The organism is Streptomyces sp. GQ60 (assembly GCF_059758875.1).
This window is the reverse complement of the sequence record NZ_JCAXEG010000040.1, coordinates 1-16,382: the sequence shown is the minus strand read 5'-3', so window position 1 is coordinate 16,382 and position 16,382 is coordinate 1. Positions and strand designations below refer to the sequence as shown.

Sequence of the window (16,382 nt, the reverse complement as noted above, 5' to 3'; positions counted from 1 at the left end):
TGGGTCTCGTCGAACAGCGGCGGGTCCACCGGGCCGGCTTCCTCGGCGAACGCCGGGGTGGAGCCCGACAGAGGGTTGGCGCCGACCGGTATCGCGGTGAGCACCACGGCTACCGCCGAGGCGGCGAGCGCGACCCGCATGGATCTCTTCACTTCGTGTCTCCATGGAAGGGGAGGGAAAAAAGGGGGAGGGGTGTGGCCATCGGGCGCGCGGGCGACAGCGCGGGCGGGGCCTGGGGGTCAAGCGAAGGCGAGGGGGAAGACGCGGGCTCAGGCGCGGGCGGGGCCGAAGGGTCGGGCGGAACCGAAGCCGAGAGCGCCGGGGGGGGAGACTTGGGGGGAAGACCGGGGGGGACGTAGGGCCGGGCGGCCGGCGATGTCGGGCGCGCCCGGCCCCTACGGTGTCCGTCGAACGGGCCCGTCGAACGGGTCCGTCAGATGGATCGGCGCGCCGCTCAGCGGGTGGCGTAGGCGCCGTTCTTCGGGTCCCCGCCGTAGAGGACGCCGAGGTAGTAGGTGTTGGCCAGGCTCTTGCAGGTGCCCCGCTTGTACCAGGCATAGGCCGGGCAGGTCTGGTACCGCATCAGGTAGTAGAACGCGCCGTCGGTGGCGACGGCCTTGTTGCGGTCCAGGTAGTAGCTGTAGCCCTTGTAGGTGTTGCCGATGGTTCCGTAGGCGTAGTCGTGCGCATCGCACGCGGCGCGGAAGTCGAAGCCGGCGGGCCGGTCATACGAGTCGGTGCAGTGGTCGTAGAAGACACCACGGACCGAGTAGCCGGTGGGCGTAGCCTTCCAGGAGGGATACCTCCAGCCGTAATGGGCAACTGCGGTGGAGCAGTTGCCCCAGTACCGGATCCACGACTCCGGGGAGCCACAGGCGCGCGGGTTGGCCTGCGGGTCGGTGATGTCCCCGCCGATGAAGTTCTCGGAGGGCGGGCTGACCCCGTCGGGCTGTTCCTGGCCGGGCGCGATGGAGCCGGCGTCGGGGATGGTACCGCTGGTCTCGTTGGCCTGCGGGGCGGCGGCGTCGCCGCTGAACGTCAGCTCCCAGTTGCCGCCGTTGCCGCTCGTCAGGGTCGAGAGACGGTCGTCGCCGTCGTAGGTGTAGGAGCTGAGCTCGCTGCCCGCGGCCGGGTTGGTGACCTCGCGGAGCAGACCGGAGGCCTCGTAGGTGTAGCGGGCCAGCGTCTGGACGGTCTGGCCGGCGGTGACCGTGATGTCCTTGACCTGGCCGGCCACGTCACCGAGGGTCGTGCCCGTCGCGGTGGTCGCGGTGGCGTAGGTCACGGCGAGGGACTGTGCGGGGGTCTGACCGCGGGTGGGCTCGCTGACGGTGGCGACGCGGCCCTGGGCATCGTAGGAGACCTCGGTGGCCTTGTACGCCTTGTTGCCGACGCTCGTGACGCGCCAGGTGTCACCGGTACCGGACGCCTGCTTCCAGGTGTACGTGGGCTTGAGGTCGGCCGCCGGGATGGGGTTGCCGTTCGCGCCGACGGGGACGTCGTCGCCCTCGACGGCGGCGGCCAGGTCGACGTTCACCGTCTCGGTGATGCTCGACTTCATCTCACCGGCGACGTCGTCCCACGTCGCGTTCTCGACCAGGGTCGAACCGTCGGACGCCTTGTAGGTGTTGATGCTGCCGCCGCCCGGACCTTCCATGGACTCGGTCAGCTCGTAGCGGGTGGACGCGCTGCTCTCCAGGTCGGTGGTGGTGATCGCCCCCTCGTCCTGGACCAGCTTGCGGTTCAGCTGGCCGCCAACGAACTCGGCTTCCCAGCTGGGACCGAAGACTCCGAGATCGGAGCGGGTCTCGGGTGCGTCCTGGGCCTGTGAGATCCCCTGCGCCTGGCCGGCGACGGTGTGCGTACGGCCCATGAGGCCGACCGCGACGTCGTTCTCGAAGACCTGGTACCTGTCGGTCTCGGACTGGTACATGCCGGGGCCGATGTTCTGGATCTCGCCCGCGGCGAGGGGCGCGCTGGGCACCTCCTCGGCGGCGGCGGAGGAGAACTGCTGCGGGAGCAGCAGGGCCATGGACACGGCGGCCACGATGGGGAGCGCGGATCTGCGCACGGTAAACCTCTCAATGGGTGTTCGGGTGGGGTGCGGAAGTCTGTGCCGGTGCCTGCGGGCAGGGCGGGGGGCAGGGCTCTGCCCATGGGCACGGCTGTGCCATGGGAGTGGCAGAGGGGGTTCAGGTGAGGGGCGGGACGAGGACCGGCCCTGTTGACCGGAACCGGCAGGGGCCGGGTCTGGTGGCGCGGTCAGGCAGCCCGGGCCCGGAGGTCTGTAGGGCTCGTACGGTCCGTAGCGGTTGTACGGACCGGGAGATCAGATCGGACCGGGAGACCAGGCCGGTCCGTACGGTCCGTTCGGCGTGACCGTGCCGCCTCGGCGACGCGTTCGGCCCAGTCGTGTACCGGTGCGGAGATGTGGGGCGTGGCCCGGGCGGTGGCCGCCATCCGGTCCCACAGGTCCTCGTCGCACCACTGGCCGAACCGCCGGTGGGCGTTCTGCCAGGAGACGGGGAAGGACGTGGGCAGTGCGCGCCAGGATTCGCCGCTCACCAGGATGTACAGGACCGCCGCGAACACGGCCTCCTCGTCCGCCCTGCGGGTGCCGCCGCCTTGGGGGCGGACCGGACCGGTGGCGAGCAGGTGCCGGGCGAGTGGCCAGAGGGCCATCGGGGACAGCCAGGCGAATCGGCCGGTGGTGCGGGGAAGCGATCCCCGTCGGGCCGGTGCGGTCACCATCGGTGTCTCGCGGGCCCTGGTTCCGCCGGACCGGAGGCCGGTGGTCAGCTGTCCGCCCCGTCGATGGTCACCGGCGCGGAGTCCCAGCGCCAGTCCGCCTGGTGCGTCACAGCGTCCGAACCGGTGATCTGCGCGGCGACTCCGGTGACGGCTCCGGTGAGGAGCGCGGTGGCGGTGAAGGCGACGAGCGTGGCGGTCTTGAGGCGGCTGATCATGACTGGAGTCCCCCGGGTTGTGCGGCGTTTCCTGCTGACGTGATCAAGGTTGCCGCAGGTGAAGGGGGTGAACCAGGGTTCTTGGGTGTCCTGGACCCGACATGTCCTACACAGGACAGGCGGTGCTCGGGAGCACCCAAAAGGCCGGTTCGTCAGGCCAGTTCGTCGATGACCAGCAGCGGCACCTCGGCCTTGACCAGGGTCCACGCGCCTGCCCCGCCGACCCGGCGCGCGACGTGGTTCCAGGCCACCGCCGCCCAGTGTTCGGCGGTGCGGAGGTCAGGGGCCCGGAGGTACAGGCCGAGCACGGGGTCGGCCTCGGCGCGCACGTGCCGTACGGCCAGTTCGACCGCCGGCTGGACATCGGAGAGGGCGGCCTCCACGCCTTCCGGGAGATCGCCCGCCTCCTGGGGGGCCCTCAGGTGCAAGTGGACCAGATACATGAAACCTCCCGATTTAGTGGCGTGTCCTCTTCAAACATGCAATGTCGGCGGAGGCTCGGCCGAACCGGGTGCAGAGGGAGGCGAACCGGCGAACCGTCATCGCCGCATTCGTCAGATCGGCCGGATATCTGCGCCCGATTCCGTGCTGTACGCCCTTCGATCGCGCAGCCGATCAAGCTAGCCTGACGGACGTACGCAGGGCATGTGAGCTGCGGCGATATGCCATGCAGGGTCTTCCAGGGGGTGGGCGACAATGTTCGGTCGGCTAGAGCTCGATGACGTGACCGCATCGGTCTACCGAAGCAAACTGGCCCATCCGCGGGACGGTGTCCTGGAGCTGGCCGCGCGGCTGGGCCTGACCCCGGACGACGTACGCCGCTCACTGGCCCGGCTCAGTGAGATGGCGCTGCTGCGCGGCGGTGAGGGCGACCCCGGACTCGGCCGGGCCATCGATCCCCAGTTGGCCCTCCAACTCCTCCAAGCCCGCCAGCAGGCCGAACTCGCCGCCCAGCAACAGCGCATGGAGGCCACCCGGGCCGCCGTCGTCGACCTGCTGGCGGAGATCGCCGACTCCGCGCCGCAGGAATCCACCAAGTCCGGCATCCGGTACCTGGAGGGCATCGACGCGATCCGGGACCAGATCGAGCTGCTGTCCGCGGAGACCCGCTCCGAGGTGCTGTCGTTCGCCCCAGACTCGCAGATGTCGCAGGCGAGCATCGAGGCGGCCCGGCCGCTCAACCTGCGCAACGTCGAGCAGGGCATCGTGATGCGGACCATTTACCTGGACAGCATCCGCCACGACAACCACGCCCGCGAATACGCGACTTGGCTGGAAAGCATCGGCGCGCGCATCCGCACCAGCCCGGTCCTGCCCAACCGGCTCACCATCGTGGACCGCCGCAGCGCCCTGGTGGCCATCGACGCGACGAACACCGCGGCCGCGGCGGCCCTGGTCACCAGTCCGGGCCTGATCTCCCTGCTGGTCACGCTCTTCGAGCACATCTGGGAGGCCGCGACCCCGCTCGGGCCGACGGCGGCGCCCTGCGAGCCCGAACTCCTCACCCGGCAGCAGGCCGCGATACTCCAGCTCATGGCCGAGGGGCGGACGGACGAATCCATCGCCCACAGCCTCGGCGTCTCCACGCGCACCGTGGGCCGGGCGATCACCGGGCTGCTCGCCCATCTGGGCGCCCGCAGCCGGTTCCAGGCCGGGATGCGCGCGGTCCAGCACGGATACCTGTCGCACTCCCCCCACTGACACAAGGCATCGCCCTTCCTCGTCCTGGTCACCGCCGGCCGCCGACGATAGGCCCCTGCCCCGCCCGCGGGTCAAGGAACTGTCTCGGGTGGTCGGGTGGCCCTGGCGGGATCACGCCACCAGGTCGGCGTAGAGGATCACGTTGTTGGTGCGGTGTCCGTTCTCGATCTCACCGCCGCACGTCAGCAGGCGCAGCTCGGGGCGGCCGGTGTCCCCGTAGACCTTGTCGGTCGGGAAGTCCTTCTTGTGCACGTCCTCGATCTCCCGGATCGCGAACCTGGCCGTCCTCCCGTCTTCGCGCTCCACCTCGATCAGGTCACCGAGCCCGATCTTCTTGACGTTCTTCATCACCGCGGGCCCGTACTTCGTGTCGAAGTGCGCGACGAGTACGGACGCCCCCTTCTCGCCCGGAGTGACGCCCCCGGTCCACCAGCCCGGGTTGTCCGCGTCGGTGTCCGCGTCCGGCACGCCGAGCTCGCCCGTCGCCGGGTCCACCGCGAGGTCGACCATCTTCTTCGCGTCCACGCCCGCCGCGGCGATCTTCATACCGGTCGGCTTCGACCCGGGCAGGGCGGGCGCCGCCTCGCCCGCCGGGGCGGGGCCGGCCGTGCTGCCCACCCGGGGGTCCGGCGGCAGGTCGGCGCGGCCGCCGGTGCCCGAGGCGGTCCCGGCGCCGGTGCCGCACGCGGTGAGGCCGGCCAGCACGGAGACGGAGACGGCCGCGGCAGCGGCGGCGGTGCGGAAGGTGGCGCGCACGGGTGTTTCCCTCGGGTCGGCGTCGCGCGTGGACCCGGTGTGCCCCGGCGACGACCACGACGTTACGAGGGCCGTGTCCGGGTCGTCCGTCGGCGACGTAACAGCCGACCGGACGCCACCCCGCGAAACCGTTAAGGCCGCCGGCAGACGAGCAGCGGGCGGAGGTGGTCAGCAGGCGTGGAGCAGGCAGACGAAAGCCCTCCCGGCCGAAGCCGGAAGGGCACGCATCACGACAGGGAGGCGGGCTCAGCCCTCGGTCCCGCCCTCAGCTGAGGCCTCTGCTGCGCTCGCCGATGCGGTCGCCCTGCGGGGTCCCGGCCCGCTTGAGTTCCGCCTTCGTGTGCGCTCCGCCCTTGACCTTGCTCCGGACCGGACCGGAGAAGCCGTGCGCGTGCTGCACGGCGCGGGGCAGGTGGCTCGCTTCCGCGGCCTTCGCGACAGCCGCCTGGAAGTCCTGCTTCTGCTCTTTGCTCATCCCGTCGTCACTCCCTAAAAAGACTCGGGGCACCCAATCGGACTACTGGGATCGTATGCACATAAAGGGCCCAACGCACCCGGACCGGACGTAAAAATTAGTGGATCAAGGACGTGGCGGAGCCGGGCGCTCCGGCGGCCCGAGCACTTCGTAGAGCAGATCGTCCGGACAGGGCGTGCCCCGCGGAAGCTGGTACTTCGCCGCGATCCGGTACTCCCCCGGCACCGGGGCCAGCAGCTCCGTCCACTCGTCCCCGGTACCGTCCGGGGCCGCCTTGAACAGGCACCCGGCCGTGTTCGCGTAGACCTTGGGCGTGACGACCCCGCCCTTCGGCGCCGCCTTCCCGGCGGCCTTCGAGGCCTCCGTCTCCTGCGGTGGCTCCACGGGCTTGCCCGCGCCGTCCACCAGGCCCAGCCACGGCGAGTGCGGGATGCGCACCAGCACCCGGCCGGCCTGCTTCACGTCGACGACCAGCTGATCGGCGCTGGCCCGCACCACCGTCGCGGGGCCGGCGACCAGGTTCGTGGGGTCCGTGACCTTGAAGAGCTGCCAGTTCGCGTCGCCCCACACCTGCTGGAGGTACGGGAGCCCCTCGCGCACGAGCTTCGCCTCGTCCCGCCCGCCCTCGTCGGGTTTGTCGGCGGGCAGCACCACGTAATGCACGGCCCAGCGGTCCAGCCACTCGCGGTAGGTGCCGGCCGTCAGGGTGTCGTCGTAGAAGAGCGGGTTGCGCTCCAGATCGGCCTGCCGGTTCCAGCCGCGCGCGAGGTTCACGTACGCGGGGAAGGCGGAGGACTCGCGGTGGCTGCTGGCCGGGACCACCTCGACGCGGCCCCGGTCGGCGCCCGCCTTCTGGAGCTGGTCCACCAGCGGGGCCAGCTCCCGGCTCCAGGAGGCCAGCGGGGTGGTGCGGACGATGTCGGTGACGCTGTTGACGGTGATCCAGGCGGTCACCCCGGTGAGCGCGAGCACCAGCCCGTACCAGCGGCGCGTGCGCCGCGGGGACCCCGAGAGGCCCGAGCGCGGGGACTCGTACGGGAGGGCCGCGAGCAGCACCACCCCGCCGAACAGCATCGCCAGGCGGGTCACGTTCGAACCGACCTGGGAGTCGATCGCCCAGGTCAGCGCCACCCCGAAGGCGTAGATCGCGGACGCCGTCCGGACCGATTTCCAGCTCTTCGGTACGAGGAACAGCGCGGCCAGCGCGCACGCGAAGGGCAGCGCCGCCGAGATCAGCTTCATCGGCTGGGTCCCCGAGAAGGGGAACAGCCAGGACGACAGTCCGACCACCGCCGCCGGGGCCAGCCCCAGCGCGTACGCCCCGGGGCGCCGGCCGTTCAGGAACAGCGCGGCCGCGATCACCCCGAGGAACAGCCCGGCGACCGGACTGGAGGCGGTGGCGACCGCCGCGAGCGGAGCGGCCACGGCGGCCTTCGCCCAGCGCCGCTCGGCCCATTTGCGGGGCCAGCAGAAGACGGCGGCGACGGCCCCGAGCGCGAACATCGCCCCGAGACCGAAGGTGACCCGGCCCGACACGGCGTTGCACAGCAGCCCGTACACGCCGGCCAGGGCGGGCCACAGCGGCTCGCGGACGGCGCCGCGGCAGCGGGTCAGGATCATCGCGAGCAGCCCGGCCGAGACCGTACCGGCGATCATCATCGTGCTGCGGACGCCGAGCACGTGCATCACGTACGGCGAGACCACGCTGTACGAGACCGGGTGCATGCCGCCGTACCAGGCGAGGTTGTACGCCGAGTCGGGATGGCGGCCCACGAACTCGGCCCAGGCATCCTGCGCGGCGAGGTCGCCGCCGCTGTTGGCCACGGCGAAGAACCAGATCAGGTGCAGCAGCCCGGCCAGCGCGGTCGCCACGGCCACGGGGTGCCGACGGGCCCGGCCGAGGGCACGGCGGACCGGCCCGGCCGGGGCCTGGGGGCTCCGGGCTCCGGAGGCTTCGGAGGCGCCGAGGATCTCGGGGGCATCCGCAGCTTCGCGGGCTTCCGGGGTCCGGTTCGGAGCCCCGTCCCGGCCATGGCCCTGCCCCTGGCCCTGTTCCTGCCGCTCAGCGGTGGTCACGCCGACGTACTCCCCACTCCGGTCCCTCGGGTGCGTCCCTCGGTTCGTAGACGCGGCCCGGCACCCCGGGGTTGCCCCGGGGCGCCGGACCCGCTCCGCGCTCGTGCGCGGCGTCGGCCGACGCGTCAGCCGACGCGCGTCAGCTTCTTGCCGATGCCGGGTGCGGCGAGGTCGCTCTGCAGCGCCACCGGCACCTTCACCTGGCTGGCGCCCTCGCCGACGGTCAGCACGCCGATCTCCGAGCCCGCCGTGGCGGTCTGCGGGAGCTTGGCGGCGCCGTCGGCGAGCTTGATGGAGACGGTGAGGGTCGGCCAGCCGACCGCTTCCACGTCGGCGGTGGCCACGACCGGGACGTGGGTCCCGAGTCCGTCGTCCACGTAGCCGACGACATCGCCCTTCTTCACGACGGGCGCGGCCGTGAGCAGCTTCTGCGTGGCGATCATGACCTTCTTGCTCGCCGCGATCGCGGTACCGAGGATCGGCACCCCGTGCTGGCCGAGGACCGCGCCGACGATGAGCTGGTTGGTCTTGCCGACCTTCTTCTCGGCGGCGAAGAGCAGGTTGCCGCCGGCCTTGGTGGTGGATCCGGTCTTGATGCCGAGCGAGCCGTCGAACGGAACCAGGTCGTTGTAGTTCCGCCACTTCTTGCCCGAGGGGTCGATCCACTCCGGCAGCCTGGTGATCGCGACGAGCTCCGGCATCTCGACGATCTTGAGGCCGAGCTTGACCTGGTCCTCGGCGGTGCTGACCGTGGTCGCGTCCAGACCCGACGGGTCCGTGTACGTGGTGTTGGCCATGCCGAGTTCCTTGGCGGTGGCGTTCATCTTCTTGACGAACGCCTCCTGCCCGCCGTCCCAGCGCGCGAGCAGCCGCGCGACGTTGTTGGCGGACGGGATCATGATCGCGGCGAGGGCGTCGTACTGCGAGAGCTTGTCGCCCTCCTTCAAGTTGTTGACCGTGGACTCGCCCTCGGTCTCCTTCTTGCCGTCGTCGACCGCCGTCTTGTCGACGGGGATCATCTGGCCCTTCTCCCCCTTCTTCATGGGGAAGTCCTTGAGGATGACGTAGGCGGTCATGGCCTTGGCCACGCTGCCGATCGCCACGGGCTTCTGCTCGCCGAAACTGCCGACGGGACCGAGGCCGGCCGCGGCCACGTAGGCCTGGCCCTCCTTCGGCCACGGCAGGGACGGCGCCCCGCCGTCGAAGGTGTACGAGGTGTTCGCGGTCACCTTCAGCGTCGGCGTGGGCAGCGGGCGCACGAGCTGGACGACGGCGAGGACCACCGCGAGGAGCACGAGGATGGGCGCGTAGATCTTGAACCGCCGCACGGCGGTCCGGGCCGCGCTCGGCGGCGGGGGCGGGTTGTTGGTGAGGTCCGCCAGCATGTCGAGCGGCGGCCTGGGCGGCAGCGGCTGCTGCGTGGTCCGCTCGGGATTCTCCCGCGCCACGGGGGGCCGCGCGCCGGCGGGTGCCGGAGTCCGGGCCTGAGCCGGAGCCGGGCCGGTCGCGGCCCGCGGAGCACCGGGGGCGGGGGGCCCGCCCGGGGCGGGCCGCGCGGGCGCATCGTCGTTCCGCAGCGGTACGAAGGTGCTCGCCCGCTCCCCACCGACGGCATGCGGGGGCACCGGCTGTCCGGTGCCGGTGCCGGTGCCGGTGCCCTGCCGGGTCGCATCCGGTTGGGCGGTACCGGGCTTCACGGCCCGGAACACGGCGGTCCGCTCGCTGTCGCCGGGCCCGGCGTCGGCCGGAGCGGCCGGAGCCGGGGGCTTCACCGCCCGGAACACGGCCGTCCGCTCACTGTCCTCCGCCTCGCCGCCGGGGGCGGGGGCGGGCTTGACGGCCCGGAACACGGCCGTCCGCTCACTGTCGACGGACGCATCGGAGCCGGGGGCGGGGGCAGGGGCGGCGTCCCGAGTACCCGGGGCGCCCGAAGAAGCCGGGGCTCCAGGGGCGCCCAGGGCCGCCCGGTTGCCCGAGGTCCCCGCGGCCGACTGCTTGCCCGGTGCGGCCGGAGCGCCCGGCGTCGGGGCGGCCGTCGTGCGGAACGAGGCGGTGCGCTCGCTGTCGGCGGGGGCGGCGGCCGCGGCAGCGGGCTTGTCTGCCGGCGCCGAAGCGGAACCCGTGGGGCCGCCGGTGGCAGCCGGCGGCGTGACCGTACGGAACACCGCGGTGCGCTCGCTGTCGACCGAGCCGCCGCCGTCCGCGGGCCGGCGCGCCAGGTCGACACCGGATCCGGAACCAGAACCAGAACCGGAATCAGAACGGGATCCGGAACCAGAACCGGAATCCGCGGGCGAACCCGTGCCGGTCGGAGCCGTCCCCGTGCGGAACGAGGCCGTACGGTCGCTATCGGCCGGTCCGGCGGCAGCCGCGGGCTCGCCCGGGGCGCGATCCGAAGCGGAACCCGCAGAGCGGACGGCGCCGACCGGAGGTGTCACCGTACGGAAGTTGGTCGCACGCTCACCGCCCGCGGGCGCGGCCGAGGAGTCGCCTCCGGAAGCGGAAGCGGAAGCGGAACTGGGAGCAGCAGCGGAACCGGACGGTGCGGGCCGGTCAGCGGCCGCCGGAGGCGTCGCGGTCCGCGGCTCGACCGTACGGCCGCCGTCCGCGGGCTGGGCATCCGAGGCCCCCGCACGCCCGGAAGCGGAATCGCCGGGAGCAGTGGAATCGGCGACCGGGGGCGTCACGGCGCGGAACACCGCCGTGCGCCCGCTCTCGGCCGACGCGGCAGCGGGACCGCCACCCTCGGAACCCGAATCGGAACCCGAATCGGAACCCGAAACGGGCTCCGAAGCCGACTCCGAAGCCGGGTCCGACTCCGAAGCCGAACCCGCGGCAGCGTCAGCCGCATCCACGGGCAGGGCCTTGGAGACCTCGGTCCGCGCGCCCGGAGCGGCCGTCACGGCGGGCTCGTCGGCCGGGCCGTCGGACGCATCGTCGTCCCCGGAGGGCGAGGGCTCCGCCGTGGCCACCCACGCGGCCACCGCTTCCCGGAGCGGGTCGCGGTCCGCGGGCCCGTCCTCCGAGTCCCTCGGGCGGAACAGCGACGCCCTCGGATCACGCCCCTCGGACGACTCCGCCGTCCCCGACGTTCCTTCATCAACCGACTTGTCGGGGGACTCGCCCGCCACCAGTTCCTCCTCGATCGCCTTCACGTCCGGCTGTCCGAATGTCTAACAGTGTCCCGTCTAGGGGGCATCGCCCCCGTGCTAGACGAGAACGACATAGCTGATGGTTCCCCCACAAAGCGGCCAGGCGCTCTCGACAGATGAATGTGAGAGGCGTCACCCTGTCACTCATCCACGCGGGGAGGCATGGATGGGCAAGAGCCGCAGAACGATTCCGGAGGAGCTTTTGCTGCTCGCCTTGGACCCGGCCACGGGTACCACGGCGCAGCCGCAGTCGCTCGACCTCGGCCTGGCCGGGGCACAGCTAGTGGAGCTGGCTCTGGCAGGACGGATAGCCCCTGATGGGGATCGTATCGCCGTGGTGATGCCACGGCCGACAGGAGATCCGACTCTGGACTCCGCACTGGAACTGCTGCGCAGGCGCGGCAGCCCGGTTCGGGCGGTCCACTGGATCGGCGGACCCCGATTGGGGCTCCGTCAGATTTACCTCGCTCACTTGGAGCGTTGCGGCATGGTCCATGCCGTCGCGGGCCAGATGTGCGGGGTGCTGCCGACGGTTCGCTACCAAGCGACCGACACAGCGATCAGCCGGGAGATCCGTGGCCGGCTGGACAGTGCGATCCGCACCGGCGTACCGCCGGACCCGCGGACCGCGGCGCTTGCCGCACTGGCCCACGCGGTCGGACTGGGCAAGCACCTGTACCCCGGCAACGAGGGGCGGTCGTCCAGGTCCCGGCTGCGGGACCTGATCCGGCACGACCCCATGGGCGGACTGGTGGCTCACGCCGTCATGGACGTCCAGAACGGCGTGGCCGCACAGCCGCGCCGCGACCGGGCACCGGCCCAGCCCGCCCGGGCAACGGCGGCAGCCGTTCCGCTGCAGCCGCGCCGGACCGGTGCGATGGCCCGCGCGGCCGCGCACTGATCCACCGGCCGGGCACACCGCACGGGCAGTACAGGGCAGGCAGGCGGCACAGCAGGACCGGCACCACCCGCAGGACCGGCACCACCGCAGGACCGCAGCACACGTAACGCCATCACCCGTGGCCGACGTCCCCAGGACCAGGCCCGGACGCCGCCAGCGCGCGGGGTGGCGAGGCCGGTACGCCGGCCCCGCCGCCCCGCGCGTTTGCTTTTCCGGGCCGTTCCCCAGCGAGATCACACGCTTCGGTGGCAGTCTGCTCCCCATCAGACACGCAGAGAGACAGCACGAGAAGAAGGCGGAGGTGCCGTTCACGTGGCGTCCAATGTCAATCCCACCGTCCGACGCCGCCGACTGGGCATGGAGTTGCGCAAACTGCGCGAGGACAAAGGCATGACGGCCGAGCAGGTCGCGGAACGCCTGCTCGTCTCCCAGTCGAAGATCAGCCGGCTGGAGAACGGCCGGCGTTCCATCAGCCAGCGCGACGTCCGCGATCTGTGCGACGTCTACGAGGTCGAGGACAGGCGGCTCGTCGACTCCCTCATGCAGATGGCCAAGGATTCCCGCCAGCAGGGCTGGTGGCACGCCTTCGGCGACATCCCGTACAGCGTCTACATCGGCCTGGAAACGGACGCCGCCAGCCTGCGCACGTACGAGCCCCTGGTGATCCCCGGGCTGCTCCAGACGCCGGAGTACGCCCAATCGCTGGTCCGCGGCGCGTGGCCGGAGACGGCTCCCGTCGACGTGGAGAAGCGCGTCCAGGTCCGGATGCACCGCCAGAAGCGGCTGCACGAGACCGAGAACAGCAATCCCGAGATCGGTCCGCTGCGCCTGTGGGCGGTCATCGACGAGGCTGCCCTGCGACGGAACGTGGGCGATGCGCAGCTCATGATCCGACAGCTCGAGTTCCTGATAGAGCAGTCGGAGAAGCCTCACGTCACGGTCCAGGTGATGCCGTTCTCGGTGGGGGCCCACCCGGGCGTCAACGGCCAGTACGCCATTCTGGAATTCCCGGACGCCTCGGACTCGACGGTCGTCTACATCGAGGGCGTGACGAGCGACCTGTACCTGGAGAAGGCGAACGACGTCCAGAAATACAGCGTGATGTACGAACATCTGCGTGCTCAGGCCCACAGCGTGGACCAAACGCGGCAGTTCATCGGGCAGATCATCGAGGACTTCGCGGGCAAGGGAAAATGAGGTTCGACGAAAAGGCCCGTACGGTACACCTTCACTCCCCGGCCGCAGAAGGCCTGAATGGAATATGCCACTCGGTCGGGTGAACGCCGCCTTCGCACACCGGGAGCTGCGGGTAGCGTCGATCACGTCAGCCGGATCAATGGCCGACATGACACCGGAACCACTCGCTGAACCGGAGAGAAACATGGCTATTCGTCAAGGTGCAACGGAAAACTGGACCAAGTCCTCGTACTCCGCCAACGGCGCCTGCGTCGAGGTCAAGTCCCCCGTCATGGAGGCCATCGCGGTCCGCGACTCGAAGGTGCAGGACGGCCCGTCCCTCACCTTCGCGCCCGGCTCCTGGACCTCGTTCGTCGCCGAGGTGACCGAGGGCCGACTGGGGCACCTCGCCTGAACGTCGAGACGCCCCTCCCGACCACCGTCACACGACCCGCACCACTGACTGGAGCCCTCTCGACCGGCCCGCCGTCGCCTGCCGAGGGGGCTCGGCCATGTCCGGAGGGCGCGGGCCCCCAGAGCCCGCGGACCCCCGTCCTACCTCAGCTGGTCGACGTACCGGTCCGTCCCCGGCACCGTCGGGATGAACGGCGCCACCAGCTCCACGCGCCCCAGCCCCGACTCCGCGACCTCGGCGTCCAGCCCCTGGAACCGGTCCCAGCAGTCGCGCGGGTCGGCCTCGAGGAACCACAGCAGGGTCAGCCGGGTGTCGACCCCCTCCACCTGCTTGACGTACGTCATCCGGTCCCCGGGCAGGGGCGTCGGCCGGAAGACGGTGACCATCGCGGCCGGTGAGCCGGCCAGCCGCTCCGGCAGGGCGCGCGAGCGCAGCCACTCCAGCAGCTCGGCCCGCCGCTCCGGGCCCTCCGCGTCGATGACCTGCACCACGAGCCCGCCGTACGGGTGGTCGAGGGCGTGGAAGTCGCGGGGGCCGGCGGCGCCGTCCCGGTAGACGGTGGCCTCGTGGTCCTGGAACGCGGTGAAGACGTGGGTGCGGTCCTGGTAGACCCGGCCGTCGCGGTTGAGGCGCTTGTTGATGCCGACGGTCCACTTCATGTGCTCGTCGTAGCGGCCTTCGGTGACCCAGTACGTGGAGATGTAGCACCCGGCGGTCACGGGCTGGGCCACGGCCGACTTCTCCGGGTAGCGCAGCTCCTGGAGCTCGCGGGTGGCGACCCAGCGGCGGCCGGCGTACATCCAGGGCATGGCCATGGCACCGGCGTAGTAGTGATCGTCCTCGTACCAGCGGTTGTACGCGAACTCGTGGCCCGGGTGCGGTTCCACCATGGTGATCAGCGCGTGGCCGGGGTGGACTCCGTAGGGGCCGACCGAGGCGAGCTCGGCGTAGTCGTCGGCCCGGGTGTTCCGCTCGTCTGCTGTCATGGGAGACGGTCTAGCTGATGCAACGTCAGATGGGGAGCCCCCGGGCGCCATTCGGTAATCGATACATAGATGGCAGCTACACCTTCAGGCGGCTACGATGCGCGCACCCGCCTCCCGAAGGAGCCCCCGTGCCCGCCTCCGCACCCGCCCACCCCCACTCTCCTCCGCCGCCCTTCGCCGCCCGGATCCGTACGACGGCCCCCTCCGCGGTGCGCGAGATCCTCGCCGTCACCTCCCGTCCCGGCATGATCTCCTTCGCCGGCGGCCTGCCCGCGCCCGAGCTCTTCGACGCCGAGGGCCTGCGGGCCGCGTACGACTCGGCCTTCGCGCGGTCCGCCCGCCGCGCCCTCCAGTACTCGACCACCGAGGGCGCCCCCGAACTGCGCGCGGCGGTGGCGGCGCGGCTCACCGGCCGCGGGCTGCCCACCACCGGGGACGACCTGCTGATCACCACCGGCTCGCAGCAGGGACTCGGCCTGGTCACCACCGCGCTGATCGAGCCGGGCGACGCGATACTCGTCGAGAACCCCACGTACCTGGCGGCGCTCCAGGGGTTCGAGCTCGCCGGCGCCCGGGTGATACCCGTGCCGTGCGACGACGAGGGCATCCTCCCGGACGCCCTCGCGGAGCTCGTCGCGCGCGAACGCCCCAAGCTGCTCTACACGATCCCCACCTTCCAGAACCCGACCGGCCGCACCCTCCCCGCCGACCGCCGCGCGGAGATCGCGGCGCTCGCCGCCCGCCTCGGACTGTGGCTGCTGGAGGACGACCCGTACGGAGACCTCCGCTACGAGGGCCGCGCACTGCCCTGGCTCGCCGCGCACCCGGGCGCGGAGGACCGCACGGCGCTCCTCGGCAGCTTCTCGAAGGTGGTGGCCCCCGGGCTCCGGCTGGGCTGGCTGCGGGCCCCGGCCGCGCTGCTGCGCGGCGCGGTGCTCGCGAAGCAGGCGGCGGACCTGCACACCTCGACGGTGGACCAGTTGGCGGCCGCGGAGTACCTGCGGACGGCGGACCTCGACGGGCACGTGGCCCGGGTCCGCGACGCGTACCGGATCCGGCGCGACGCCCTCCTCTCGGGCCTGGCCGCCGCGCTCCCGCCGGGCTCCACGTGGAACCGCCCGGAGGGCGGCATGTTCGTCTGGGCCCGCCTCCCCGAGGGCCACGACGCGACGGCCCTGTTCCGCGCGGCGACCTCCCGGGGCGTCGCCTTCGTCCCCGGCGCCCCCTTCTTCGCCGCGGCCCCGGACCCCCGAACCCTGCGCCTGTCGTTCACGACGCACACACCGAAGGAAATAGAAGAAGGCCTACGCCGCCTGGCCGCATAACCGTCCAACTCCCCCTACGGGGCCGTCCCCGACTCCGCCCCGACCCGCGCCTCGAACGCCGGCGGGGCTGGGAAGGCCACCGGGCTGCGCCCGGCCCCGGTCCTCAAACCCCGGACGGCTGAAAGATCAAACCCCGGCGGCGGGAATGCCAGCCGCCCACGGTGCGAAGGCCAGACCCCCGGCGGCCGAAACGACCCACCACCGGCGGGGCTGGAGGCGGCCGGGCCGGGGACGGGGGCGGGGTGGGGTGTCGGCCGGGACGTAAAGCGTGATTTGTGGCGCAAAAGAAGCCCGAGCTGCCGAACGTAAGGCACAGGGCGCCTAAATCATGCGGTCCAGGCCGACACCCCACCCCGCCCCCGGCACCGGCCCCACCCGCAGCCAAGCCCCCACCAGGCCAACCCCAGCCCCGCCGGCGTTCGAGGCGCAGGGCCCCGAGGACCGGTCCCCGGC

At 71.8% G+C, this 16,382-nt stretch carries 14 protein-coding genes; 5 read left to right on the top strand and 9 right to left on the bottom strand.

All coding sequences use genetic code 11. The features are described 5' to 3' along the window. Positions 1 to 454: 454 nt before the first annotated feature. From AC6CKD_RS37460 to AC6CKD_RS37445, 4 genes are all read right to left on the bottom strand, one after another. Complete coding sequence (locus AC6CKD_RS37460; protein WP_498333832.1) at positions 455 to 2,071, bottom strand: phospholipase A2; 1,617 nt, start codon at positions 2,069 to 2,071, stop codon at positions 455 to 457. Positions 2,072 to 2,262: 191 nt separating this feature from the next. After that, on the bottom strand, positions 2,263 to 2,682 hold the full coding sequence (locus AC6CKD_RS37455) for a transposase (RefSeq protein WP_498333830.1): 420 nt from the start codon (positions 2,680 to 2,682) through the stop codon (positions 2,263 to 2,265). 113 nt (positions 2,683 to 2,795) lie between these two features. After that, positions 2,796 to 2,966, bottom strand: coding sequence for a hypothetical protein (locus AC6CKD_RS37450; protein WP_498333829.1), 171 nt, complete (start codon positions 2,964 to 2,966; stop codon positions 2,796 to 2,798). Positions 2,967 to 3,118: 152 nt separating this feature from the next. After that, positions 3,119 to 3,409: a hypothetical protein gene (locus AC6CKD_RS37445; protein ID WP_498333827.1), complete on the bottom strand. Its 291-nt coding sequence runs from the start codon at positions 3,407 to 3,409 to the stop codon at positions 3,119 to 3,121. Between the two features lie 280 nt (positions 3,410 to 3,689). Between AC6CKD_RS37445 and AC6CKD_RS37440 the strand changes: the two genes are divergently transcribed. Next, on the top strand, positions 3,690 to 4,667 hold the full coding sequence (locus tag AC6CKD_RS37440) for a helix-turn-helix transcriptional regulator (protein WP_498333825.1): 978 nt from the start codon (positions 3,690 to 3,692) through the stop codon (positions 4,665 to 4,667). A 111-nt stretch (positions 4,668 to 4,778) separates the two neighbouring features. Here AC6CKD_RS37440 and AC6CKD_RS37435 read toward each other — a convergent pair whose 3' ends face one another. From AC6CKD_RS37435 to AC6CKD_RS37420, 4 genes are all read right to left on the bottom strand, one after another. Continuing rightward, positions 4,779 to 5,423 carry a sortase domain-containing protein gene (locus AC6CKD_RS37435; RefSeq protein ID WP_498333823.1) on the bottom strand — a complete coding sequence of 215 codons (645 nt, stop codon included), beginning with the start codon at positions 5,421 to 5,423 and terminating at the stop codon, positions 4,779 to 4,781. A gap of 265 nt (positions 5,424 to 5,688) precedes the next feature. Next, the gene (locus tag AC6CKD_RS37430) at positions 5,689 to 5,898 is read right to left on the bottom strand and encodes a hypothetical protein (protein WP_498333822.1); all 210 of its coding nucleotides are present in this window, start codon (positions 5,896 to 5,898) and stop codon (positions 5,689 to 5,691) included. Positions 5,899 to 6,003: 105 nt separating this feature from the next. Next, positions 6,004 to 7,974 (bottom strand): DUF8823 domain-containing protein, encoded by a 1,971-nt coding sequence (locus AC6CKD_RS37425; RefSeq protein ID WP_498333820.1) that lies wholly within the window; start codon positions 7,972 to 7,974, stop codon positions 6,004 to 6,006. A gap of 125 nt (positions 7,975 to 8,099) precedes the next feature. Continuing rightward, positions 8,100 to 10,139: a D-alanyl-D-alanine carboxypeptidase family protein gene (locus tag AC6CKD_RS37420; protein WP_498333819.1), complete on the bottom strand. Its 2,040-nt coding sequence runs from the start codon at positions 10,137 to 10,139 to the stop codon at positions 8,100 to 8,102. A 1,153-nt stretch (positions 10,140 to 11,292) separates the two neighbouring features. Here AC6CKD_RS37420 and AC6CKD_RS37415 point away from each other — a divergent pair. The 3 genes from AC6CKD_RS37415 (at position 11,293) to AC6CKD_RS37405 (ending at position 13,618) form a co-directional block, all read left to right on the top strand. Then, the gene (locus AC6CKD_RS37415; RefSeq protein WP_243341876.1) at positions 11,293 to 12,027 is read left to right on the top strand and encodes a GOLPH3/VPS74 family protein; all 735 of its coding nucleotides are present in this window, start codon (positions 11,293 to 11,295) and stop codon (positions 12,025 to 12,027) included. A gap of 312 nt (positions 12,028 to 12,339) precedes the next feature. After that, complete coding sequence (locus AC6CKD_RS37410; RefSeq protein WP_498333817.1) at positions 12,340 to 13,224, top strand: helix-turn-helix domain-containing protein; 885 nt, start codon at positions 12,340 to 12,342, stop codon at positions 13,222 to 13,224. Positions 13,225 to 13,408: 184 nt separating this feature from the next. Next, complete coding sequence (locus AC6CKD_RS37405) at positions 13,409 to 13,618, top strand: DUF397 domain-containing protein (protein WP_478690974.1); 210 nt, start codon at positions 13,409 to 13,411, stop codon at positions 13,616 to 13,618. Between the two features lie 140 nt (positions 13,619 to 13,758). Here the strand turns inward: AC6CKD_RS37405 and AC6CKD_RS37400 are convergent, their stop codons facing one another. Further along, the gene (locus AC6CKD_RS37400) at positions 13,759 to 14,604 is read right to left on the bottom strand and encodes a hypothetical protein (protein WP_498333815.1); all 846 of its coding nucleotides are present in this window, start codon (positions 14,602 to 14,604) and stop codon (positions 13,759 to 13,761) included. Between the two features lie 128 nt (positions 14,605 to 14,732). Here AC6CKD_RS37400 and AC6CKD_RS37395 point away from each other — a divergent pair, with 128 nt between their 5' ends. After that, complete coding sequence (locus AC6CKD_RS37395) at positions 14,733 to 15,929, top strand: aminotransferase-like domain-containing protein (protein WP_498333814.1); 1,197 nt, start codon at positions 14,733 to 14,735, stop codon at positions 15,927 to 15,929. The last annotated feature ends 453 nt before the right edge of the window (positions 15,930 to 16,382 follow it).